We start from the raw sequence: 21,184 nt of genomic DNA, 5'->3' as shown, positions 1-21,184 counted from the left end.
ATCAGGAGAGTCCTTCGGCGAGGGGCCCCAGGGTGAGGACCGGGAAGTAGGTGAGCGCCGTGACGATCACGGCCACGCCGGCGAGCAGACCCGCGAACTGCGGGCGGTGCGTCGGCAGCGTTCCGGCGGTGGAGGGCACGGCATCCTGGGCAGCGAGAGAACCGGCCAGGGCCAGGACGAACACGATCGGCAGGAACCGGCCGAGCAGCATCGCCACGCCCAGCGCGGTGTTGAACCACGGGGTGTTCGCGGTGAGACCGGCGAAGGCGGAGCCGTTGTTGTTCGCCGCCGAGGTGAAGGCGTAGAGCACCTCGCTCAGGCCGTGCACGCCCGGGTTGAGGATCGACGTGCTCTCGACATCGTCTCGGATGCCGGGAACCCCGAAGCTCAGAGCGGTTCCGGCGAGCACGAGCGTGGGCGTGACGAGGATGTACAGGCTCGCGAGCTTGATCTCCCTCGGCCCGATCTTCTTGCCCAGGTACTCGGGCGTGCGACCGATCAGCAGGCCGCCGACGAAGACGGCGATCACGGCGAGGATGAGCATGCCGTACAGGCCCGAGCCGACGCCGCCGGGGGCGATCTCGCCGAGCATCATGTTGATCATCGGCATCATGCCGCCGAGAGCGGTGTAGCTGTCGTGCATCGAGTTGACGGCACCGGTCGAGGTGAGCGTGCTGGTGGTGCCGAAGAGCGTCGAGCCGAAGATGCCGAAGCGCACCTCCTTGCCCTCCATCGCGCCGCCCGCGAGCGTCGGGGCCGTGCCGCCACCGGCCAGCTCGGCCCAGGTGAGCAGGGCCGCGGATGCCACGAAGATCGCGCCCATCACGCCCAGGATCGTGTAACCCTGGCGGTTGTCGCCGACGATCCGACCGAAGGCGCGGGGGAGCGAGAACGGGATCACGAGCATGAGGAAGATCTCGAAGAGGTTCGTCCAGGGGGTGGGGTTCTCGAACGGGTGGGCGGAGTTGGTGTTGAAGATGCCGCCGCCGTTGGTGCCGAGGAGCTTGATGGCCTCCTGCGAGGCCACCGGGCCACCGGGGATGGACTGTGCCGCTCCCGCCACCGTCGTGGCATCCGTGAATCCGGAGAGGTTCTGGATCACGCCACCGGCGAGCAGAACGACGGCCGCGACGATCGAAAAGGGCAGCAGCAGACGGTAGGTGCCGCGGACGAGGTCGACCCAGAAGTTGCCGATCACGCCGCTGCGGCGGTAGGCGAAGCCGCGCACGAGGGCCACGGCGACGGCGATGCCGACGGCGGCGCTGACGAAGTTCTGCACCGTCAGCGCGGCGAACTGCACCGTGTAGCCAAGGGTGGTCTCTCCGCCGTACGACTGCCAGTTGGTGTTCGTCACGAACGACACCGCGGTGTTGAACGACAGCGCCTCACTCGGGGCGTCGAAGCCGAGCGAGAGCGGCAGCACCGCCTGCAGGCGCATGATCGCGTAGACGAACACGACGCCGACGAACGAGAACAGCAGCACCGAGCGCAGGTACGCCTGCCAGGTCTGGGCGCTGCGGGGGTCGACGCCGATCACGCGGTACGTGCCGCGCTCGACGGCGAGATCGCGCTCGCCGGTGTAGATGCGGGCGATGTAGTCACCGAGGGGGCGATACGCCAGGCCCAGGGCGACGATGAGCGTGAGGCTTGTCAGGACGATCGACCAGATGGTTCCGGAATCCATGGGTCAGAACTTCTCCGGACGCACGAGCGCGACCACGAGGTACACGACGGCGGCGACCGCGAGGACCGCGGCGAGGATCGAGAAGACGATCACGACTGCTCGCCCCCTCGTGAGGTCGGGCGGGCGGACGAGGGGCGGGCCTCGGGGCCCAGCTTCTCGACCCCCTTGGCGACGAGCGCGACCAGCGCGAACAGCGCGACGGTCACGGCGAGGAAGACGACATCGAGCACGACGACTCCAGGTTCGGGTCTGTACCGCGGGGATCCGCGGGCGCCGCGGGGCGGCTACGTGTGTCGATACAACTCCGCCGGGTCGTGGCATCCGGGCGTCCTAACGCTTTCCCTACGGGTCGCCGACGGACGCATACGGGGTGCTTACGGGGACGGAGCGCTCACGCGCACGGGGTGCTTACTCGTACGGGGTGAGGTGGACGCACCGGAGCCGGAGCGCCGTCCCGGATGCCGGAGCCGTCCGGGACGGTTCACCGCGGAGGGGACGACGCAACGCGGGAGTATCGGCGGTCGGATGCCGTCGGCCGTGCGGGATCGGCACCGCGAGGGCCGGATGTCCTGCGTTTTATCGCGAGGGCTACCTCTCCACAGGGCCCACCGACGCATGATGGAGGCATGGCCGACACGGACGTGCGCGTGACCGCGGGGCTCACCATCCCCGCGGCGGAGCTGTCGTGGCGGTTCTCGCGCTCGTCGGGCCCGGGCGGTCAGGGCGTGAACACGGCCGACTCGCGGGTGGAGTTGATATGGGATGCCGCCCGCTCGGCCGTTCTGTCGCGGGTTCAGCGCGAGCGGGTGCTCGAGCGACTCGGCGACCGCCTAGTCGACGGCGTGCTGACGATCGCGGCCTCGGAACATCGGGCGCAACTGCGCAATCGCGACGCCGCGCGGGCCCGGCTCGCCGCCCTGGTCGCCGATGCCGTGCGCCCGCCCGCCCCACCGCGGCGAGCGACGAAGCCCACGCGTGGGTCGACTGAGCGCCGCTTGCAGGCCAAGCAGCGCCGCACCGACGTGAAGAAGATGCGCCGGCGCCCGACCGACTGAGCGCGCCTCGTCCCGTCCGCCCGCACGCCCGGTGGCTAGGGCGTCTTCTTCGACTTGTGCGCCGAGACCTCGGCGACGGGGCGACCGCTGCGCTGCTGGCCCGGCAGGGGGCGCGAGCGCCGACCGTAGATGAGCTCGGACGAGTCGAGCAGCCACGGCACCAGGGTGATCGAGACGCCGTGCACGAGCATGAGCTGCTGCGCGAGGCGGCGCGAGCGGCGGTTGTGCAGGATCGACTCCCACCAGTGCCCCACGATGAACTGCGGCAGGTACACCGTGACGACCGCTGAGCCGTTGTTCTCGCGGTACTTCTTGATGAACGTGGATACCGGCGAGGTGTAGGTGCGGTACGGCGAGTCGATGATGACCAGCGGGATGGGCATGTCGTGCTCGGCCCATTCCTTCTGCAGCTTCGCCGCGTCCTCGTCGGTGATGGCGACGTGAACCGCGAGGGTCTTCTGATGATTGGCGGCGAGGGCGTAGTCGATCGCCTTCATGACGGGCTTCTGCAGGCGGTTCACCAGCACGATCGCCACGTCGCCCGACGAGCCGAAGTGCACGGTGTCGTCCATGCGGATCTCGTGCTCGACGTCGCGGTAGTACCGGTTCACACCGATCATCAGCACCGCGAGGATCGGGATGGCGATGAACACCAGCCACGCGCCGTGCGTAAACTTCGTGATCGTCACGATCAGGAGCACGAGCACGGTCATGCCCGCCCCGACCGAGTTGATCCACAGGCCCGAGACGGCCGAGCGGCGCTCGATCGCGGCGGACTGCTGCTTCGCGGCCTCGGGCGGGAGGGTCTTCAGGCCACGCAGCACGCGCCGCCAGTGCTTGACCATGCCGATCTGGCCCAGCGAGAACGACACGAACACACCGATGATGTACAGCTGGATCAGCGTGGTGAGGTTCGCCTGGTACACGATCAGCACGCCGATGGCGACGATGCCGAGGATGATCATGCCGTTCGAGTAGACCAGGCGGTCGCCGCGGGTGTTCAGCGCCTTCGGGGCGTAGCCGTCGCGCGCGAGCACGGATCCCAGCAGCGGGAAGCCGTTGAATGCGGTGTTCGCGGCGAGCAGGAGGACGCACGCCGTGGCGGCCTGGATGATGAAGAACGGGATGCTGCCCATGCCGAAGGTGGCCGCGGCGACCTGCGCCATGAGGCTCGGCTGCGGGTTGTTCGCGCAGTCGAACCCGATGAGGTGGCAGGGGTTCTCGGCATAGTGCACGCCCGAGATGAGCGCGAGGATCGTCAGGCCCGCGAACAGCACGATGGCGATGCCGCCCATCATCGTCAGCGTCGTCTGGGCATTGCGGATCTTCGGCATGCGGAATGCCGGCACGCCGTTCGACACCGCCTCGACGCCGGTGAGCGCGGAACATCCGCTGGAGAACGCCCGCAGGATGAGCAGGATGAGCGCGGCCTGGGTCAGGGACTCCGCTTGGACGCCGTAGTCTGCGCTGGAGGCGTGAGGCGCATCGCCGAGGAACGTGCGGATGAGGCCGACGACGATCATCACGCCGACCGACCCGATGAACAGGTAGGTCGGGATCGCGAAGACGCTCGACGCCTCCCGCACACCGCGCAGGTTCACGATCACGATGAGGATGACGAAGCCGACGGCGATCTCGACGCGGAACGGATTCAATTCGGGCAGGGCCGAGATGATGTTGTCGACTCCGGATGCCACCGACACGGCGACGGTGAGCACGTAGTCGACCAGCAGGGCCGCGGCGACGATCACGCCGGGCACCTCGCCGAGGTTCTTGCTCGCGACCTCGTAGTCGCCGCCGCCCGAGGGATAGGCCTTGATGAGTTGCCGGTAGCTCAGCACGACCACGACGAGCAGCGTCACGACGGCCACCGCGACCCACGGGCTGAGGGTCAGCAGGGCCGTCCCGCCGATGAGCAGGATCATCAGCAGCTCCTGCGGCGCATAGGCCACGGACGACAGGGCGTCGGAGGCGAAGATCGGCAGCGCCATCTTCTTCGGGAGGAGCTGCTCGTCGAGTTTCTCCGACGTGAGGGGCTCGCCGATCAGGATGCGTTTCGCGATCGGCGTCTCTTCGCCGTCAACGCGACTTTCGTCAGTCACGGCGCGCGACATTACGCGCACTGGACGCCATGCGCAATCCGACGCGCACGCTGTTCAGCGCATGGTCGTCAGACCGTGATCCCGTCGCGCATTCCTGCAAAGCAGGAAACGCTCACTCGGCCGCGATATTCCCGACGTCTTCCGCGACGGCATCGGCGCCACCGTGATCGTGCGCGGTCACCGTCACGACGGCGTCGCGGGCGAAGACGACGAGCTGTCCGTGCGCCCCGTGCAGGCGCCAGACGTCCCCCGGCCCGTCCCACCCCGACAGGGCGTATCGACGGTAACCGGCGCCGGGGCTGCCGGTGTCGATCCACCCCGAGTGCATGGCATCCACGATTCCTTCCGACACCACGCGGTGGCCGTCGATGACGCCGCGGTCGCGGAGGAGCAGGCCGAGGCGCGCCAGCTCGTCGGTGCGCAGTTCGAGGCCCTCGCCGCCGAGGACGCGACCGTTCGGGCAGCGGCGCCACGTGAGGTCGCTCCACCCGAGGGGCGCGAACAGGCGCGGGCGGAGGTACTCCTCGATATCGCCGACCCGCTGCGACAGGGCGGCCATCGCGGTGTAGGTGCTGGCGTTCGAGTACTGGAAGACCCGGCCGTTCGAGGGGCGCGAGAGGAACTCGGCGGCGAGGTCGGGCCAGTCGCTCATCATCGTCTCGGACCACGGCAGATCGATCCCGCTCGACATCGAGAGCAGGTCCCGAAGGGTCACTTCCGTCGCGGCGGGAAGCATCGAGCGCACCGGCTCATCGAGCGAGACGAGCCCCTCGTCGGCGGCGATGCCCGCGGCCAGCACCGCGACGGCCTTCGCGACCGAGTGGATCTCCTCGCGCACGTCGGGCGTCCAGCGGTGCGTCGCGACGTCGTCGCCCACGCGCACGTGCAGGCCGTGCGCGGCGAAGCCGGTGGCGTCGACGCGGGCGACGAGCGCGTCGCGGAGGTCGTCGGCGCGGGTCATCCGCCCAGGCTACGGGCCCCGCCGATTCTGCCTAGGCTCTCGGGGTGGACAACATCGTGGGCTCGGGTCTGCTCGCCGTCGTGGCGGGGGCGGTGGTCGCGGTCCTCGCCTTCGTGCCGTTCGTCGCGGTCAGCTACCGTCGCCGCGGCCGGCTCACGGTGGGGCGCTCACTCCTGTGGGCCGGGGCGGCCGTGTATTTCTGGGCGATCTGGACGTACACGCTCATCCCCGTGCCCGACACCGAGGTCTACCGCTGCGCGGGCGTCAACCTGCACCCCTTCGCGTTCGTCGACGAGGTGCGCGCCGCCGTCGCCGTGTCAGGGCGCTACCTCACCGACCCCGTGGTCCTGCAGGTGGCGTTGAACGTGCTGCTGTTCGCCCCGCTCGGGTTCTTCCTGCGGGTGCTCGGGGGGCGCGGCATCCTGATCGCGGGTCTCGTCGGCTTCGCGACCTCGGGCCTGATCGAGACCACCCAGCTCACCGGTGTGTGGGGCCTCTTCCCCTGCGCGTACCGCGTCTTCGATGTCGACGACCTCATCGCGAACACCAGCGGCGCGCTCCTCGGCTCGATCCTCGCGTTCGTCGTCCCGGCGCAGCACCGGGGTGTGGAGAGAGCTCCGGATGCCGAGACCCCGCGCCGCGTGACGCGCCGGCGCCGTCTGCTGGGACTCGTCTGCGACGTCGTGGGCGTCTGGCTCGTCGGCTTCGCCGTGGCCGTTGTGGTGCAGGCCGTGCTCGTGCTGCTCGTGGGCGAGGCGTCGCCGATCTCGACCGACGACGTGGCCTCGCTGTCGGGGACGCTCGCGTCGGCGGGTCTCTGGCTCGCGGTGATTTCGGCGACGGGGCGCTCGATCGGCGACCTCGCGACGCGCGTGCGGTTCACGAACGGCGTGCTGCCCGCCTGGGTCGCGCGCCCCCTGCGCTTCGCGACCGGAGCCGGGATGTACACGCTCCTCGCCGAACTGCCGACGCCCTGGTCGCTGACGGCGTTCCTCTTGGCGCTCGCCACCGCCGCGCTCCTGCTCGCGTGGCCCGACGGTCGCGGGCTCACCGGCTGGATCGGCCGGCGGCGCCTGGTCGACGACCGTGCGGGAGTGGTGAGCCCGACGGTGGATCATACTCTTCGCACCCGATGACAGGGTTTGCCGTCGGGAGTAGTTCCCGCATGCTGCACGCGCGCCGCGACGCCGGGGGCGGCTTCGCCGACTGAGAAGTGCTCAGCGCGCGCCGAACTCCTCGGCGAGGACCCCCATGAGCACCTCGTCGTGGAAGCGTCCGCCGTGGAACGCCACCGCGCGCCGCACCCCCTCGCGTACGAATCCGGCCTTCTCGTACGCCCGGATCGCGCGGCCGTTGAACGCCCAGGCCCGCAGCTCGACCTTGTGCACGCCGATTTCGTCGAACGCGTACCGCAGCATGGCGCGCGTGGCATCCGTGCCGTATCCGCGTCCGACCGCGTCGGGGCCGAGGATGATCGCGAAGGTGGCGATGCGCGCCGGGAGGGCGGCTCCCCACATCGTCGCGTGGCCGATGAGCCGCCCGGTCTCGTCGTCGATGCTGAAGCCCGCCCCGCCGGGGGAGTCGTTGCGGCTCCACGCCTGGAACATCTCACGAAGGGATGCCGCGGGACGAGGGGCCACGGTCGCCTGCTGCAGCACGGCGCTGTCGCTGTTCCGCCACCACTCGACGAGCGGGTCGAGGTCGCTGTCCGCGAGCGCGCGCAGCCGGACGCGTTCGCCGCGCAACAGGCCGGAGCCGTAGGCCCGGGCGGAGTCGGTGTCGTGGATCGCGTCATCTGCCATTCCCCGACGCTACCCAAAACGGCCGCGCCCGCTACCGTTACGTCATGAACGAGCCGCTGTCGGCCGCCGACGCGCGCATCCTGGCGCTGGAGTCCGGCACCGTGCACGGGCACGCGCTCAAGCTCCTCCTCCTCGAGCCCGGGGACGCTCTCGACCTCGACACGTTGCGAGCGAGCGTCGCGCAACGGCTCCCGGCGTTCCCGCGCGGGCGCCAAGTGGTCGTCGACGACGGCGGAGTGCCGTCGTGGGCGCCGGCCCCCGCGGTCGATGTGGCGCAGCACGTTCGACAGCACCGCGCGGCCGACCCCGCGGAACTGCGGGCGGTGGTCGGCCGCCTCATGTCGGAGCCGCTCGACCGCTCGCGCCCCCTGTGGACCATCGACGTGATCGGACCGCTCGCCGACGGGCGCGAAGCCCTCGCCGTGCGGCTGCATCACGCGCTCGCCGACGGCCTGACCGCGGTCCGGTTCCTCGAGTCGGTCGTGTTCGAGCCGCACGACGCCCCCGCCCACGAGGTGGGCATCCGCGATCCCGACGCGCGGCCGCCGCGCTGGAGCGAATGGGAGCGGATGCCACTGACCCTGATCCGCGAGCTCGGCCACCCGGGTTCGCGGTCGCCGTTCGATCGGCCGATCACGGCTCGGCGCGCCTTGGCGTTCGTCGACGTCCCGCTCGCCGAGGCCCGCGCCGTCGGTGCCTCGCGGCCCGGGCACGCGACCGTCAACGACGTGCTCCTCGCGGTCATCTCGGGCGCGATCCGCCGACGCCTCCTGCACCACGGCCATACGCCGCGGATGAACGCGCAGATCCCCGTGAGCCTGCACGAGCGGGGGGAGGACGCCGCGGCATCCGGCAACCGCGACTCCTTCATCGACGTGGGCCTGCACCTCCACGAGCCCGACGATCTGCGGCGACTGGATCTGCTCAGCGCGCAGACCCGCGAGCGGAAGAGAGGCCACGACGCCCGCTCGCTCGACGAGCTGTTCCACGCGCTCGTTGCGGGCGGCCCCGTCGGAGCCTTCGCCCGCGGGCTCGCCGACGACCCGCGCGAGTTCGCGCTGGCGATCTCGAACGTCCCGGGCCCCCGCGTGCCGGTCGCGGTCGGGGGGCGCCGCGTGGCTCACGTGTACACCTCGTCGGAGCCCGGCCCCCGGCACGCCCTGCGCGTCGCGGCGATCTCGAACGATCGGTGGCTCGGCGTGGGTTTCTGCGTCGATCCCGAGGCCGTGCCCGATGTCGAGCTGCTCGCCGACGCCGCGCACGACGCGTGGGAGGCGCTGCGCGCGGGATCCGGCGCGTAGGGCGGGACGCCTCGGCCGGGGCTCGGCGCTCCGGGGCTCGGCGATCCGGGCGCACCGGTGGGGTACGACGGCCGTGCACAACGGCGGATTTCTCGGCCGACACGCCGCGCCCAGCGGCCGACGCGCGGCGCGTCGCAAGAACCGCCCGCAGTTGTGCACAGGCCGGGCCCGTGGCTCGCCCGGGCCGAGCCCGCGCTTGGGCCCGACTCGTCCTGCCCCCCCTCCGACCGAACCCGGTGTCTCGACGCCGCGACAACCCCCGCCGTCGCGCCCGCCCCCGCCGCCTAGGCTGGACGCGAGGAGTGAGATGTCGTCGAGAGCAGGGCGCGCGCAGCGGGCGGGGCGCGGCATGGCCGCCGCCGCGGTCGCGACGTTCGTGGCGACCCTGTCGCACTCCGCGGTCTCGGCCGAGCGGCCGCCCCTGGTCAACATCGTGCTGGCCCTGTGCCTCGCGGCCCCGGTCTGCGTGATGCTCGCGGGTCGCGCGATGTCGTGGACGCGCCTGTCGCTCGCGGTCGTGCTGAGTCAAGCGCTGTTCCACGCACTGCTCGTCCTCGACCTGCAGGGCGATTTCGTCCCGGCCGTCCACCATGGCACGGCATCCGTCCTCAGCGCCGCCGGAGCGCACAGCGCGTCAGCCCACGGCACGGAGTCGCCCTGGATGTGGGCCGCGCACGCCGTCGCCGCAGTCGTGACGGTCGTCGCCCTCGGCCGGGGCGAGCGTGCGGTGCAGGCGATCGCCCGGTTCTTCGTCGCGGCGCTGTCGGCGCTGCGGCCCTTCCGGGGTCTTCCTCCGCGGACGGATGCCGTCGTCTCGGCGCCCGAGCCGCTGCTGCTGACGACGGCGATGACCGTGCTGTCGTCGATGAGGCATCGGGGTCCGCCGCTCGCGGCCTGATCCCGACCCTCATCCTCCGCGCGTGAAAGCGCCCCTTCGGCGTGCGCACCCTCAGAAAGCAGCACCATGTCTCGAAAGACCACCCTTCGCCGCGCCCTCGTCGGCCTCGCCGCCGGTGCGGCCCTGGCGATCGCCGTTCCCCTGGCGGCCTCGGCCCACGTCACCGTCAACCCCAACACCGCCACCCCCGGCAGCTACGCCACGGTCAACTTCCGCGTCCCCACCGAGTCCGAGACGGCCTCGACCGTCAAGCTCGAGGTCACGCTGCCGACCGACACCCCGCTGACCTCGGTGCTCGTGCAGCCCGTCCCGGGCTGGACCGCCACCGTCGAGAAGGGGTCGCTGCCGGCACCGGTCGAGGTCGACGGCAACACCGTCTCCGACGCTCCGCTGAAGATCGTGTGGCAGGCCGATCCCGGTGTGGGCATCGGCCAGAACCAGTTCCAGATCTTCTCGGCGGTTCTCGGGCCCATCCCCGACACCGGGCACCTCGTGCTCCCCGCCGTGCAGACCTACTCCGACGGCTCGGTCGTCGATTGGACGAACACCCCCGAGCAGGTCGCGGCCGACGACACGCTCGAGCCCGCGCCGGTGCTGTACATCAACGACACCCCGCCCGCGAGCGGTCACGGCGGACACAGCAGCGCCTCGGCCGCGCCGTCCATGGACGACCACTCGATGGAGGCCGCAGCTCAGACGAGCGACTCCTCGGGGCTGTCGCTGGGTCTCAGCATCGCCGCCCTCGTGATCGCGATCGCCGGCGCCGTCCTCGGCGCCCTCGCCGTGGCGCGTCGCCCGAAGCGCAGCTGAGCATGGGCACCCGGAACGCTCTGCGCCGGGCCCTGGTCGGGGCGGTGGTGGTCGCTACGGCGGTGACCGCCGCCCTCGGCGGGGCGACGGCGGCGTCGGCGCACGACAGTCTCGTGTCGTCGACCCCCGCGGAGGGCTCGAGCGTCTCGTCGCTGTCGGAGGTCACGCTCAACTTCAGCGCCAACCTGCTCGGCTACGACGGCGGGAACATCGTCATCGTCGTCGGGCCCGACGGCAAGCACTACGAGAGCGAGTGCGTGAGCCTCGCCGGTCCCACGCTGAGCCTCCCGGTCGCGCTCGGGGCTCCCGGCGACTACACCGTCGAGTGGCGCGCGGTCTCGTCCGACGGTCATCCCGTGTCGGGCGAGATCCCGTTCACCTACGCCGGCGAGAGCGTGTCGGCCGGAGCGGACTCGTCACCGTGCGCGAGCGCGCAGGGCGCCGCCCCGGCGGAGACCCCGGTCGCCGCCGGGGCGACCTCGGGCGGGATGTCGGGACTGACCGTCGGCCTGCTGGTCGGCGGCGGAGCGGTCGTGCTCGTGGGCGTGATCGTCGTCGTGATCCTCAGCCGCCGCCCGCGCGAGGAGCAGGAGCCCTCCGGCACCGAGTGATTCCGGATGCCACGACCCGGCGCATCCACCCCACCCGCTGTCCCGCGGGGTCGGGGTCGGTGCGCCGGGTTCCGGCATCCGGAGTCGGAATCTCGAGGGGGACCTACAGGCTCCCGCCCGGCACGGAGAAGGTGTCGCAGGCGTCGACGCCGCCCTGGCGACCCTCGTCGAACCAGCGCGTGCGCTGCGCGCTCGATCCGTGGGTGAAGCTGTCGGGGTTCGAGATCTGGCCCGCCTCGGCCTGGATGTGGTCGTCGCCGACCGCCGAGGCGGCGGACAGGGCGTCGAGGATCTGCTGCTCGGTGGGCGGCTGCAGGTAGGGGGTGCCGTTCTCATCGACCTGTTCCGCGGCGGCGGCGACCCAGGCTCCCGCGTAGCAGTCGGCCTGCAGTTCGGTCCGCACGCCGTTGCTGTCGGCGCCGGTGCCGTTGTTCGGGTACTGCTCCATCACGCCGGTGAGGTTCTGCACGTGGTGGCCGTACTCGTGCGCGAGCACGTACAGCTGCGCCAGGGGGCCGGCGGTCGTGTCGTACTGCGCGCGCAGGATCGAGAAGAAGGTCGGATCGACGAACACCGTCTCGTCGGGCGGGCAGTAGAACGGACCCGTCGCGTTCGAGGCGGTGCCGCACGAGCTCCCCGTCTGCCGGTCGACGATGACGAGCTGCGGCGGGCGGTACCCGTCGAGGCGCTCGGACCAGAACTGGTCGATGTTCAGCGAGGCGGCGGCCAAGCGGCAGTCGTCGTTCTCGTTGGCATCCTGACCCGTCTCGCAGCTCGCGATCCGCTCGCCTCCGCTCCCGGGAGCCGCGTCGCCGCCGCCCGCGCCGAGCAGACCCGTCAGATCCGTTCCGGTGAACATCGAGATGAGCAGCACGACCACCGCGCCGAGGCCTACGGCCCCGCCGCCGACGGCCGCCACGGTCCCTCCCCGGCGCTTGGCCGAGTTTCCGCCCACGCGGGCATTGTCGTTGAACGTCACGGCGGTCACGCTACGCGCCGGCCCGCCCGGTTCGAGGGGGCTGGACTTCGGGCACTCAGCGGGTGCACAGACTCCGGCTGCTTTCGCAACCCCCCGTCACGGGCGTGCGAGCGGCGTACCGTCGGGCGCGAGGAGCAGCGCGGCCCCGGCGTCCGCTTCTCATGGAGAGATCCTGGAGATCGCTATGACCGTGTCACGCCGTGCCTTCCTCGCCGGATCGGGGGCGCTCGCGCTGCCGCTCCTCCTCGCCGGATGCGGATTCGTGCAGACCGCCCCGGCCGAGAAACGCCAGGGCACCCTCACCTTCACCACCTGGGGGACGGACGCCGAGCTCGCCGGCTTCCGCGCCGCGATCGCCGCGTTCGAGGCGGCCAACGAGGGCGCGACCGTCGAGCTCAACGCCGTGCCGTACGAGCAGATGTTCACCAATATCGACGCGCAGCTGCAGGCGGGCAACCCGCCCGACATCTTCCGCGTGCCGTATTACACGTTCGGCGCCTACGCCGGGCGCGGGCAGTTGCTCGACCTCAAGCCCCTCCTCTCGGCCGACCGCCAGAGTCAGTTCACTCCGCAGGCCTGGGCCGCGGTGCAGAACGGCGACGGCACCTTCGGGTTGCCGCACCACACCGACACGTCGGCGATCCTCGTCAACCTCGACCTGTTCCGTCAGGCCGGGATCGACGCGTCCGAGATCCCCACCTCGCCCGAGAACGCCTGGACCTGGGATCAGCTCGACGCCCTCGGCGAGCGGCTGCGGGCGGGTCTGCCCGCCGACCGCTGGCCGTGGGCCTACAACTGGCAGGGCAACGGCGTCACCCGCTGGCTCAGCCTGCTCTTCCAGTCCGACGGCGCGTTCCTGGAGTCCGACCAGAAGACGCCGGCGATCGACTCCGACGCCGCGCGCGAGGCCGTGGAGTTCTCGAGCTCGTTCTTCACCAAGAATTACGTGCCCGCCAACAACACCATCGCCTCCTCGAGCTACGCGGCCGAATCGTGGTTCTCGCAGTCGGTCGCGATGGTCTGGTCGGGGGCTTTCCAGATCCCGGATGCCGACACCACGGCCGACTTCGAATGGACGGCGACCTACGCTCCGCGCAACGTTCGCGCCGGCAGTGACTTCGGCGGCAACGCGCTCGTGGCGACCGCGAATACGCAGCAGCCCGAGCTGGCCGCGGCGTTCCTGGAGTTCGTGACGAACGCCGACCCCATGCGGGACTTCTGCCGTGCGGCATCCCTCCTCCCCACCCGCGGCGACCTGCTGAACGACCAGCTGAGCTTCGACGTGCGGCCCGAGCTCGCCCCGGTCTTCGCCGGTCAGGCCTCGCTCGTGCAGCCGCAGGACGTCGCGCAGGTGGCGAGCCCGTCGATGTCGGCGATCATCCCGGTGCTGAAGGAGCAGCTCGACCTGGCCTTCACCGGAGCCCAGGATGCCGCGACCACGGTGACGAAGCTCCAGTCGGGGATCGGTGCGGCCACCGGTGGCTGACACCCTCGCCGCACGTCCGGTGGCGCGGGGCGCCTCGCGTCCGCGTCGCCCCGGCGCCCGGCGCGAAGCCCTCGCGGCCTACGGGTTCATCGCGCCGAACTACGCGCTGCTGCTGATCTTCGTGCTGGTACCGCTCGTCGGCGCCTTCGTGGTCAGCGTGCAACGCACCGACGGCTTCGGCGACGGCACCTTCGCGGGCCTCGACAACTACGCGCGCCTCGTGGGCGACCCGCTCTTCTGGCGGGCGCTCGGCAACACCGTGCTGTTCACGCTGCTCGTCACGCCGCTGTCGATGCTCCTGGGCCTGGTCGCGGCGACGCTGCTGAATACGGCGCTGCCGGCCCGGCCGCTGTGGCGCTCGCTGCTGATCCTGCCGATGGCCGTCTCGGGGGTCGCCACCGCGCTGATCGGCGTGCTCGTGTTCGATCAGAACTCCGGCATCCTGAACCGAATCCTCACCGCCGTGGGCCTCTCGCCCGTCACGTGGCAATCCGACCCGGTACCGGCGTTTGCGACCATCGTGCTGGCGACGGTGTGGTGGCGCACGGGGTTCAACATGCTCATCTATCTCGCGGGGCTCCAGGGCATCGGCCCCGACCTCTACGAGGCGGCGACCCTCGACGGCGCGAACCGCTTCCAGCGCTTCCGCAACGTCACGGTTCCGCTGCTCGGACCGACGTCGTTCTTCCTCGTCGTGCTGAACGTGATCTTCTCGTTCCAGGTCTTCGACATCGTGTTCGTGCTCACCGGCGGCGGCCCAGGTGGCGCGACGAGCGTGCTCGTGACCTATGCCTACGAGACCGGGTTCGTCACCCGCGACCAGGGCTACGCCGCCGCGATCGGCATGGTGCTGTTCCTGTTCGCCCTCGTGTTCGCCGCGGCGCAGTACCGCGCCTCCCGCACCAAGGATGTGGTCGAGTGAGCATCGACGAGCGCCTGGATGCCACGGCATCCGCGTCCCCCCTCGCCCCACCCTCCGTGTCCCCGGGTCGGCGTGCCGCGAACCGGGCGCGGCGGGGGAGTGCGATCGTCCGCACGATCATCGTCGCGGTGGTGGGCCTTGCCGCCGTGTCGCCGCTGTACTGGATGCTCGCCGTCGCCTTCTCGTCGCGTGCCGAGCTGCTGGGCGGGCGGGAGCTGCGCCTGTGGCCGCGGGAGGTGACCCTCGAGAACTTCGAGCGCGTGTTCGCATCGTTCCCCGTGGCGACGTGGTTCGGAAACTCGGTCGCGATCGCGGTGGTGGTCACCCTCATCTCGGTCACCACGAGCCTGCTGGCCGGTTACGCGTTCGCGCAGCTGCGCTTCCGCGGGTCGACCGCTTTGTTCTTCGTGGCCCTGGCGACCCTCGTGCTCCCGGTGCAGGTGATCATGGTGTCGCTCTTCCGCATCGTCACCGCGACCGGGCTGTACGGCACCTACTGGGCGGTGATCCTGCCGGTGTCGGCCTCGGCGTTCGGGCTGTTCCTCGCGCGCCAGTTCATGCTCGGCATCCCGCGCGAACTGATCGAGGCCGCGCGCCTCGACGGCGCCGGGCACCTGCAGACCTTCCTGCGGGTCGTGCTGCCACTGTCGAAGCCGCTCATCGCGGTGCTGGTGTTCATGAGCCTGCTGTCATCGTGGAACGACTTCGCGTGGCCCCTGATCGCCCTGCGTGAGAACCGCCTCTTCACCCTGCCGATCGGTCTGCTGTACCTGCAGGGCCAGTTCGGCAGCGACTACGGTGCCACGATGGCCTACGCCCTGTTGAACGTGGTGCCGATCGCGATCGTGTTCCTCGTGTTCCAGCGGTACTTCGTGGCGGGGTTCGCGCGCAGCGGCATCAAGTGACGTGTCGAGTGGACGGGCCCGGAGCCGGCGGGACGTCCCCCAGCCGACGGAGGCCCTGAGCTTGTCGAGGGGACCGGATGCCGCGGGCCCAGCGGCCGTCACCGTTGCGTGAGAAGCCAACTCTCGACCTCGAACTGCGCGAACGGCTGGGGCGAGAACACCGCGTACGAGCTCCAGTCGTCGACGCGCAGTGTCATGACCGCGATCCAACCGACTGCCATGGCGACCAGGGTGAGGATCACGATCGCCATCCGCGCATTGTTGAGGATGCGGAAGGCGTGGTCCTCATCGACCGCGCGGCGCAGGATGAGCGTGAGCGTGCCCACCACGATCGCCGCCAGCAGGAGGAAGACGAGCGGGCTCGGACTCAACGTCGCCACGCCGCAGCGCGGTTCGATGTCGCTGGGACTCCCGTCGTTGGTGATGAAGCCCTGCCCATCGGTTGCGATTCCGCCCGAGCAGCTCTGGTGCGTGCCGCGCAGGAACGTCCCCATCACGGCCGAGGCGATGATCGCCCAGATGAGCAACGAGCGGATGCCGACGACGAGCGCCGCTCCGGGAAGGAGCGGTGTCGTGTTCTCCGTCGTGGTCACAGCGTCCTCCGGGGGTGGGCGTCCTCCCACCCTCACACGGTCTGACGAACGCGTCCACCATCGTCCGCGGTCAGGAGGGGCTCGGCCGCCTGAGGCCGAACGAAGCGGAGGCCGTGACGCCCCGCTCTCAGCCCAGGAACTCCCGCGCCGCCACGACGAGGTTCTCCACGCCGCGATCGATGGTCGGCTGCATGACCGGGGCGAAGTAGGGGGAGTGGTTCGTCGGGATGTCGCGTTCGATGGTGCCGCCCGCGAGGGCCTTCTGGAAGGTCTCGGGGTCGACACCGCCCCAGAACCAGAACACCAGGGGGGCGCCCGACTCGCGGGCGAACCACGACACGTCCTCGCTCCCGGTGAACATGCCGGGGTCGACGACCGCCCCCTCACCGAACGAGCGCTGGAACGCCGCGGTGAGGCGAGCCGTGGCATCCGTGTCGTTGATGGTCGGCGGCAGGGTGTGGTCGGTCGTGATGGTGGGCGTCTGTTCGGCGCCCGAGGCCTCGGCCTCGGCACGGATGATGCGCTCGACCTTCGTCATGACGCGCTCGCGCGCGGCGTCGTCGGGGTAGCGCAGGCTCAGCTCGAGCTTCGCCTCGGCGGGGATGATGTTGTTCTTCGACCCCGCGTGGATCGAGCCGACGGTGACCACCGCGACGTCGCGCGGGTCGACCTCGCGCGAGACGACGGTCTGCAGGCGCATGACGGTCGCAGCGGCCATGACGACCGGGTCGATCGTGGAGTGCGGGCGTGAGCCGTGACCTCCGCGACCGTGCAGCACGACGGTGAGGCCGTCGGATGCCGCCATCTGGGTGCCGGGGCGCACGCCGATGACGCCGGCGGGAAGGGGCGTGACGTGCTGGCCGAGCACGACGTCGGGCTTCGGGTATCGCTCGAGCACGCCGTCGGCGATCATCGCCTTCGACCCCGCGCCGTACTCTTCTGCGGGCTGGAAGACGGCGACGACGGTCCCCGACCACTCGTCGCGGGTGGCGACGAGGCGCTCGAGGGCGCCGATCAGCGCGGTCACGTGCATGTCGTGGCCGCACGCGTGCATCACCGGGACGGCATTGCCCGCCGGGTCGGTGCCGCGGGCGGTACTGGCGTAGGCGAGACCGGTCTGCTCCTCGACGGGCAGGCCGTCCATGTCGGCGCGCAGCCACACGACGGGTCCGTCGCCGTTGTCGATGCGCGTGACTACACCCGTGCGACCGACGCCTTCTTCGACGTCGAGACCCAGATCGGCGAGGTGTCGCGCGATGATGCCGGCCGTGCGCGTCTCCTGGAACGACAGCTCCGGGTGGGCGTGCAGGTCGGTGTACAGGCTCTCGAGGTCGACGCTCATGCCCCGAGCCTAGTTCGCACCCCGACAGCGGCGCGGGTTTCGCGCGGCGCTCCGAGTCGCCGTCGCGGCGGCACGGCGACACGACGCAGGAGATCCACCCCCTCGACGCCCCCATAACCGCGTCATCACGTGCCGGCGCCCGCGGATCTCCTGCGTCATGCATCAGCGGTCTCGCCGTCCGACAGGCGCTACCGGATGCCCCGCCCCCGACGCAACCCATCCGCTGCGGCCAGGTTCGACGGTCACGCTTTCGCCATGACCACCACACACTTCGACTACCTCATCGTCGGCGGCGGGATGGTCGCCGACACCGCCGCCCGCGGCATCCGCGAGATCGACGCCGACGGATCCATCGGCATCCTGAGCGATGACGTCGACGAGCCGTACACGCGCCCCGCCCTGAGCAAGAAGCTGTGGACCGACGACGAGTTCACCTGGGAGAAGGTGCCACTCGGCACCTCCGACGACACCGGCGCCGACATCCGGTTGCGCACGCGCGCCACGGCGATCCGCCCGGACGCACACGAGGTGGATGCCGAGGGCGAGACGTTCTCGTACGGCAAACTGCTCATCGCCACCGGCGGAAAGCCGGTGCCCCTGCCCGTCGACGATCGCTCGAACGGCGAGCGGGCGCTGACCTTCCGCACCGCCGAGGACTACCGGCGCCTGCGCGCCCTCGCGACGGACGTCGACCGCATCGCCGTCGTGGGCGGCGGTTACATCGGCTCCGAGCTGGCCGCAGCCCTCGTCCAGAACGACGTCGACACGGTGCTGATTCACACCGGCTCGGTGCTTGGCGACGCGGTGTTCCCCGCAGCCCTCGCGGAGCGCTTCGAGAAGCTGTTCCGCGACGCCGGCGTCGAGATCGTTTCGGGCTCGAAGGTGGCCGGAGGAGAAGCGGATGCCACGGGCGCCCGCCTGCAGCTCGAGAACGGCGACGAGGTGCGCGCCGATGCCGTCGTGAGCGGTCTGGGCATCGAGGTGGCGACCGACCTGGCCGAGAAGGCCGGGCTCACGGTCGACGACGGCATCCACGTCGACGCGCAGCTGCGGTCGTCGGCCGACGACGTCTACGCCGCCGGCGACGTGGCCAGCTACCCCGACCGCCTTCTCGGTCGCCGCCGCGTGGAGCACGTCGACAACGCCAACGAGCAGGGCAAGGCCGCCGGGCGCAACCTCGCGGGCGCCGCCGAGCCCTACACGCACACGCCCTACTACTACTCGGCGGTGTTCGGCCTTCGGTACGAGGCGGTCGGCACTCTCGACTCCTCGCTCGAGACGGTCGAGGACTGGATCGAACCCGATCGCGGCGTCGTCTACTATCTCGACGACGATCGCGTCGTGGGCGTGCTGCTCTGGAACGTGGAAGAGGCTCGGGATGCCGCCCGCTCGGTGCTCGCGGAGGCCGATACGCTCACGCGCGACGACCTGGTCGGTCGAATCCGCTGACTCCTCGGCAGGGCGGGGCCCCGCGGGCTAACCTGGACCGGCGCACCGATCGGCGTGGCGCGTGAGCACAGGAGCACCCATGGCGTCCGCTGAACTGCGTCTCTCCCTTCCCATCGATCGCGCGCGCGACGCTCTCGCAGCGGCGCTGGCCGAGCAGGGTTTCACGGTGCAGCCGACCGCGTCGGGGTCGCTCGAGGTCGAACGCGGAAGCCTCGGCACGACGATCGTCGCGGGGGCGTTCGCCGGTCAGGACATGCACGTCCGCTTCGACGTGCACCTGTCGGAGATCGACGAGGGCACCCTCGCCGCGTTCGAGCACTCCGCGGTCGGCGGTTTCTTCAAGGGCGGCGCCATCGGTGCGGCGAAGTCCGGCGACGTGGTGCGCGAGGCCGCTCGACTCGCGGGCGCGCGCCTCGCGCAGCAGGGACTGCTGACGGTGGCCGCTCCCGCCGAGGGGGTGTCGGTCGCCGCGGCCGGCGGCGGATACGTGAACGGCTACCCGGGCTACGCCTCCACCGCGGTCGCGGCGCCCCCGGCATCCGCTCCCGCCCCGGTGCCGACCGACCGGACCAACGTGGTGGCGATCGTCGCCCTCGTCCTCGGCTTCGTCGTGCCGATCGGAGGAATCGTCGCGGGTGCCGTCGCCCTCGCGCAGATCAAGCGCACGGGCGAGAAGGGCCGGGGCCTGGCGATCGGCGGCATCATCGCCGGCGGAATCCTCAGCGTCGTCGTGTTCCTGGTGGGGCTGGCCCTGGTGATCCTCACGATCATCGGAGCCGCGAACGAGGCGAACGACCCCTTCGGCTTCCCTCAGGACGGCGATGTCACCATCGCCCCCGACGAGCAGGCAGCCGTCGATCCGTCGGTCCTGACGCTCGGCGCGTGCCTCGACGCCCTGCCGGGCGGGGTGATCGGCGCGAACAACGTCGTCGATTGCGCGCAGCCGCACGCGTTCGAGATCTTCGCCGGGTTCGATCTCGCTGACGGCGCCTTCCCCGGCGATGCCGCGATCGAGGAAGCCGCCTACGCGGGCTGCGAGGCGGCGTATCCCGGTTACGTCGGCGTCTCGTACAACGACTCGACGCTCAATTACTACTTCGTGGGTCCGACCGAGCAGACGTGGGCGTCGGGCGACCGCGAAGTCTCGTGCCTGCTGTTCGATCCGGCCACCGAGCTCAGCACCGGCTCGCTCGCCGGCTCCGGGCGCTGACGGCCCGGGAGACCGGGGGTCGCGCGCCGTCTTCAGACGTCGACCGCCGCGAAGGTCGCGAAAGCGCGACTCAGGCTCGCGGAGGCGCGGTCGAGCCGCGATCGACCAGCTCGTACGGCAGCGTGCCCAGGCCGCGTCCCGGCTCGGCGCCGTCGAGTGCGCCCAGCACCGCCTCCGCGGCCCGCTCACCCTGGCCGCGAGCGAACTGGTCGACGGTGGTGAGCGAGAACCAGTGCCCCAGCTCGTGACCGTCGACCCCGATGATCGAGACGTCATCGGGCACGCGCAGGCCGAGCTCGCGCGCGGCGAGGATGGCCCCGATGGCCATCTCGTCCGACGCGGAGAACAGCGCGGTCGGCGGGTTCTCAGCCGTGAGGACGCGGGTCGCCGCGGCGGAACCGCCCTCGATGGTGAAGTCGGCCGGCTCGACCCGGGCCCCGGCGATGCCCGCTGCCGCCAGTCGCTCCTCGAAGCCCCGACGGCGCAGCCCCGGCACCGTGGTGCCCGCGGCGGTCGTGGCATCCGCTCCGATGTGCGCGAAGCGTCGGTGGCCGAGGGCCAGCAGGTGATCCGTCGCCAGCCGACCCACGGCGAGGTCGTCGACCGTCAGGGTGGTCAGCAGGGGGTTCGGACCGGCGATCGCGACGATCGGAACGCCGAGGCCGCGCAGCGACGACGACTCGTCGGTATCCAATTCGAGGGCGATCGTGATGACCGCGTCGATGCGGCGGCGACGCAGGTGGTCGTCGAAGACACGGCGGCGCTCGACCGGGTCGGCGCTGACGCTGTAGAGCGTGATGTCGTAGCCCTCGCGCACGAGGGCGTCGGAGATCCCCGCCAGCACCGTGCTGAAGAACCACCGGTCGAGGAACGGCACGACCACCCCGACCGCGCGCGCTCGTCCGGTCGCCAGGCTCGACGCGGCCGCCGAGACGACGTAGCCGAGCTCGTCGGCCGCAGCCAGCACCCGGTCGCGCGTCGCGGTCGACACCGGTCCGCGCCCGCTCAGAGCACGCGAAACCGTGGCCGTCGACACCCCCGCCGCGCGGGCGACGTCATCGATACCGACCACGG

Annotated in this window: 21 protein-coding genes; 11 read left to right on the top strand and 10 right to left on the bottom strand. The window is 70.9% G+C overall.

Translation table 11 applies throughout. The annotated features are described in order from the left end of the window. Position 1: 1 nt before the first annotated feature. From kdpA to F9B98_RS15870, 3 genes are read right to left on the bottom strand one after another with little or no spacing between them, the layout of a single operon-like run. Positions 2-1,684 carry a potassium-transporting ATPase subunit KdpA gene (gene kdpA, locus F9B98_RS05455; RefSeq protein WP_150953947.1) on the bottom strand — a complete coding sequence of 561 codons (1,683 nt, stop codon included), beginning with the start codon at positions 1,682-1,684 and terminating at the stop codon, positions 2-4. A gap of 3 nt (positions 1,685-1,687) precedes the next feature. After that, positions 1,688-1,777 (bottom strand): K(+)-transporting ATPase subunit F, encoded by a 90-nt coding sequence (gene kdpF, locus F9B98_RS05450; RefSeq protein ID WP_103211052.1) that lies wholly within the window; start codon positions 1,775-1,777, stop codon positions 1,688-1,690. Next, positions 1,774-1,914 carry a hypothetical protein gene (locus tag F9B98_RS15870; RefSeq protein WP_191966677.1) on the bottom strand — a complete coding sequence of 47 codons (141 nt, stop codon included), beginning with the start codon at positions 1,912-1,914 and terminating at the stop codon, positions 1,774-1,776. The genes kdpF and F9B98_RS15870 overlap by 4 nt, the downstream gene beginning before the upstream one ends. Before the next feature lie 396 nt (positions 1,915-2,310). Here F9B98_RS15870 and arfB point away from each other — a divergent pair, with 396 nt between their 5' ends. Further along, the gene (gene arfB / locus F9B98_RS05445) at positions 2,311-2,739 is read left to right on the top strand and encodes an alternative ribosome rescue aminoacyl-tRNA hydrolase ArfB (RefSeq protein WP_150953944.1); all 429 of its coding nucleotides are present in this window, start codon (positions 2,311-2,313) and stop codon (positions 2,737-2,739) included. Positions 2,740-2,774: 35 nt separating this feature from the next. Here arfB and F9B98_RS05440 read toward each other — a convergent pair whose 3' ends face one another. Further along, positions 2,775-4,853: an APC family permease gene (locus tag F9B98_RS05440; protein ID WP_150953940.1), complete on the bottom strand. Its 2,079-nt coding sequence runs from the start codon at positions 4,851-4,853 to the stop codon at positions 2,775-2,777. 100 nt (positions 4,854-4,953) lie between these two features. Further along, positions 4,954-5,802: a serine hydrolase domain-containing protein gene (locus F9B98_RS05435; RefSeq protein WP_150953937.1), complete on the bottom strand. Its 849-nt coding sequence runs from the start codon at positions 5,800-5,802 to the stop codon at positions 4,954-4,956. A gap of 44 nt (positions 5,803-5,846) precedes the next feature. Between F9B98_RS05435 and F9B98_RS05430 the strand changes: the two genes are divergently transcribed. Next, complete coding sequence (locus F9B98_RS05430; RefSeq protein ID WP_225310232.1) at positions 5,847-6,938, top strand: VanZ family protein; 1,092 nt, start codon at positions 5,847-5,849, stop codon at positions 6,936-6,938. Positions 6,939-7,019: 81 nt separating this feature from the next. Here the strand turns inward: F9B98_RS05430 and F9B98_RS05425 are convergent, their stop codons facing one another. Then, complete coding sequence (locus F9B98_RS05425) at positions 7,020-7,604, bottom strand: GNAT family N-acetyltransferase (protein WP_150953934.1); 585 nt, start codon at positions 7,602-7,604, stop codon at positions 7,020-7,022. Positions 7,605-7,648: 44 nt separating this feature from the next. On the opposite strand from F9B98_RS05425, the gene F9B98_RS05420 reads away from it, so the two are divergent. The 4 genes from F9B98_RS05420 to F9B98_RS05405 all read left to right on the top strand — a co-directional run bounded on the left by F9B98_RS05420 (position 7,649) and on the right by F9B98_RS05405 (position 11,224). Next, entirely contained in the window at positions 7,649-8,905 is a 1,257-nt protein-coding gene (locus F9B98_RS05420) for a wax ester/triacylglycerol synthase domain-containing protein (RefSeq protein ID WP_150953931.1), read from the top strand. Positions 8,906-9,212: 307 nt separating this feature from the next. Then, positions 9,213-9,803, top strand: a complete 591-nt coding sequence (locus tag F9B98_RS05415) for a hypothetical protein (protein ID WP_150953928.1) — start codon at positions 9,213-9,215, stop codon at positions 9,801-9,803. Positions 9,804-9,869: 66 nt separating this feature from the next. Beyond that, complete coding sequence (locus F9B98_RS05410; RefSeq protein ID WP_150953925.1) at positions 9,870-10,613, top strand: YcnI family protein; 744 nt, start codon at positions 9,870-9,872, stop codon at positions 10,611-10,613. A gap of 2 nt (positions 10,614-10,615) precedes the next feature. Further along, entirely contained in the window at positions 10,616-11,224 is a 609-nt protein-coding gene (locus tag F9B98_RS05405; protein ID WP_150953922.1) for a copper resistance protein CopC, read from the top strand. Positions 11,225-11,327: 103 nt separating this feature from the next. Here F9B98_RS05405 and F9B98_RS05400 read toward each other — a convergent pair whose 3' ends face one another. Next, the gene (locus F9B98_RS05400; RefSeq protein ID WP_150953918.1) at positions 11,328-12,203 is read right to left on the bottom strand and encodes a neutral zinc metallopeptidase; all 876 of its coding nucleotides are present in this window, start codon (positions 12,201-12,203) and stop codon (positions 11,328-11,330) included. A 184-nt stretch (positions 12,204-12,387) separates the two neighbouring features. Here F9B98_RS05400 and F9B98_RS05395 point away from each other — a divergent pair, with 184 nt between their 5' ends. The 3 genes from F9B98_RS05395 to F9B98_RS05385 are packed head-to-tail and all read left to right on the top strand — an operon-like array spanning position 12,388 to position 15,516. Continuing rightward, a complete protein-coding gene (locus F9B98_RS05395) occupies positions 12,388-13,689 on the top strand; it encodes an ABC transporter substrate-binding protein (RefSeq protein WP_150953915.1) in 1,302 nt (433 codons plus the stop codon). Next, positions 13,682-14,611 (top strand): carbohydrate ABC transporter permease, encoded by a 930-nt coding sequence (locus F9B98_RS05390; protein WP_225310231.1) that lies wholly within the window; start codon positions 13,682-13,684, stop codon positions 14,609-14,611. Before F9B98_RS05395 ends, F9B98_RS05390 begins: the two co-directional genes overlap by 8 nt. Beyond that, the gene (locus F9B98_RS05385) at positions 14,608-15,516 is read left to right on the top strand and encodes a carbohydrate ABC transporter permease (RefSeq protein ID WP_225310230.1); all 909 of its coding nucleotides are present in this window, start codon (positions 14,608-14,610) and stop codon (positions 15,514-15,516) included. The genes F9B98_RS05390 and F9B98_RS05385 overlap by 4 nt, the downstream gene beginning before the upstream one ends. 98 nt (positions 15,517-15,614) lie before the next feature. Here F9B98_RS05385 and F9B98_RS05380 read toward each other — a convergent pair whose 3' ends face one another. Next, the gene (locus F9B98_RS05380; RefSeq protein WP_150953912.1) at positions 15,615-16,109 is read right to left on the bottom strand and encodes a hypothetical protein; all 495 of its coding nucleotides are present in this window, start codon (positions 16,107-16,109) and stop codon (positions 15,615-15,617) included. A 127-nt stretch (positions 16,110-16,236) separates the two neighbouring features. Continuing rightward, positions 16,237-17,451, bottom strand: a complete 1,215-nt coding sequence (locus F9B98_RS05375) for an amidohydrolase (RefSeq protein WP_150953908.1) — start codon at positions 17,449-17,451, stop codon at positions 16,237-16,239. Between the two features lie 255 nt (positions 17,452-17,706). On the opposite strand from F9B98_RS05375, the gene F9B98_RS05370 reads away from it, so the two are divergent. Continuing rightward, positions 17,707-18,900, top strand: coding sequence for an NAD(P)/FAD-dependent oxidoreductase (locus tag F9B98_RS05370; protein ID WP_150953905.1), 1,194 nt, complete (start codon positions 17,707-17,709; stop codon positions 18,898-18,900). Between the two features lie 79 nt (positions 18,901-18,979). After that, positions 18,980-20,110, top strand: coding sequence for a DUF4190 domain-containing protein (locus F9B98_RS05365; protein ID WP_150953902.1), 1,131 nt, complete (start codon positions 18,980-18,982; stop codon positions 20,108-20,110). A gap of 70 nt (positions 20,111-20,180) precedes the next feature. Here F9B98_RS05365 and F9B98_RS05360 read toward each other — a convergent pair whose 3' ends face one another. Beyond that, positions 20,181-21,182, bottom strand: a complete 1,002-nt coding sequence (locus F9B98_RS05360; RefSeq protein ID WP_150953900.1) for a LacI family DNA-binding transcriptional regulator — start codon at positions 21,180-21,182, stop codon at positions 20,181-20,183. Positions 21,183-21,184 lie beyond the last annotated feature (2 nt).

The sequence above is a fragment of the Microbacterium testaceum StLB037 genome (assembly GCF_008763945.1).
Taxonomy (GTDB): Bacteria; Actinomycetota; Actinomycetes; order Actinomycetales; family Microbacteriaceae; genus Microbacterium; species Microbacterium testaceum_G.
This window is presented reverse-complemented; position numbering and strand designations above follow the sequence as displayed.

Bases quoted from the DNA above. Each gene is read 5' to 3' on its own strand.
- kdpA (WP_150953947.1), bottom strand. From the start codon at position 1,684: ATGGATTCCGGAACCATCTGGTCGATCGTCCTGACAAGCCTCACGCTC.
- arfB (WP_150953944.1), top strand. From the start codon at position 2,311: ATGGCCGACACGGACGTGCGCGTGACCGCGGGGCTCACCATCCCCGCG.
- F9B98_RS05440 (WP_150953940.1), bottom strand. From the start codon at position 4,853: ATGTCGCGCGCCGTGACTGACGAAAGTCGCGTTGACGGCGAAGAGACG.
- F9B98_RS05435 (WP_150953937.1), bottom strand. From the start codon at position 5,802: ATGACCCGCGCCGACGACCTCCGCGACGCGCTCGTCGCCCGCGTCGAC.
- F9B98_RS05425 (WP_150953934.1), bottom strand. From the start codon at position 7,604: ATGGCAGATGACGCGATCCACGACACCGACTCCGCCCGGGCCTACGGC.
- F9B98_RS05420 (WP_150953931.1), top strand. From the start codon at position 7,649: ATGAACGAGCCGCTGTCGGCCGCCGACGCGCGCATCCTGGCGCTGGAG.
- F9B98_RS05415 (WP_150953928.1), top strand. From the start codon at position 9,213: ATGTCGTCGAGAGCAGGGCGCGCGCAGCGGGCGGGGCGCGGCATGGCC.
- F9B98_RS05410 (WP_150953925.1), top strand. From the start codon at position 9,870: ATGTCTCGAAAGACCACCCTTCGCCGCGCCCTCGTCGGCCTCGCCGCC.
- F9B98_RS05405 (WP_150953922.1), top strand. From the start codon at position 10,616: ATGGGCACCCGGAACGCTCTGCGCCGGGCCCTGGTCGGGGCGGTGGTG.
- F9B98_RS05395 (WP_150953915.1), top strand. From the start codon at position 12,388: ATGACCGTGTCACGCCGTGCCTTCCTCGCCGGATCGGGGGCGCTCGCG.
- F9B98_RS05375 (WP_150953908.1), bottom strand. From the start codon at position 17,451: ATGAGCGTCGACCTCGAGAGCCTGTACACCGACCTGCACGCCCACCCG.
- F9B98_RS05370 (WP_150953905.1), top strand. From the start codon at position 17,707: ATGACCACCACACACTTCGACTACCTCATCGTCGGCGGCGGGATGGTC.
- F9B98_RS05365 (WP_150953902.1), top strand. From the start codon at position 18,980: ATGGCGTCCGCTGAACTGCGTCTCTCCCTTCCCATCGATCGCGCGCGC.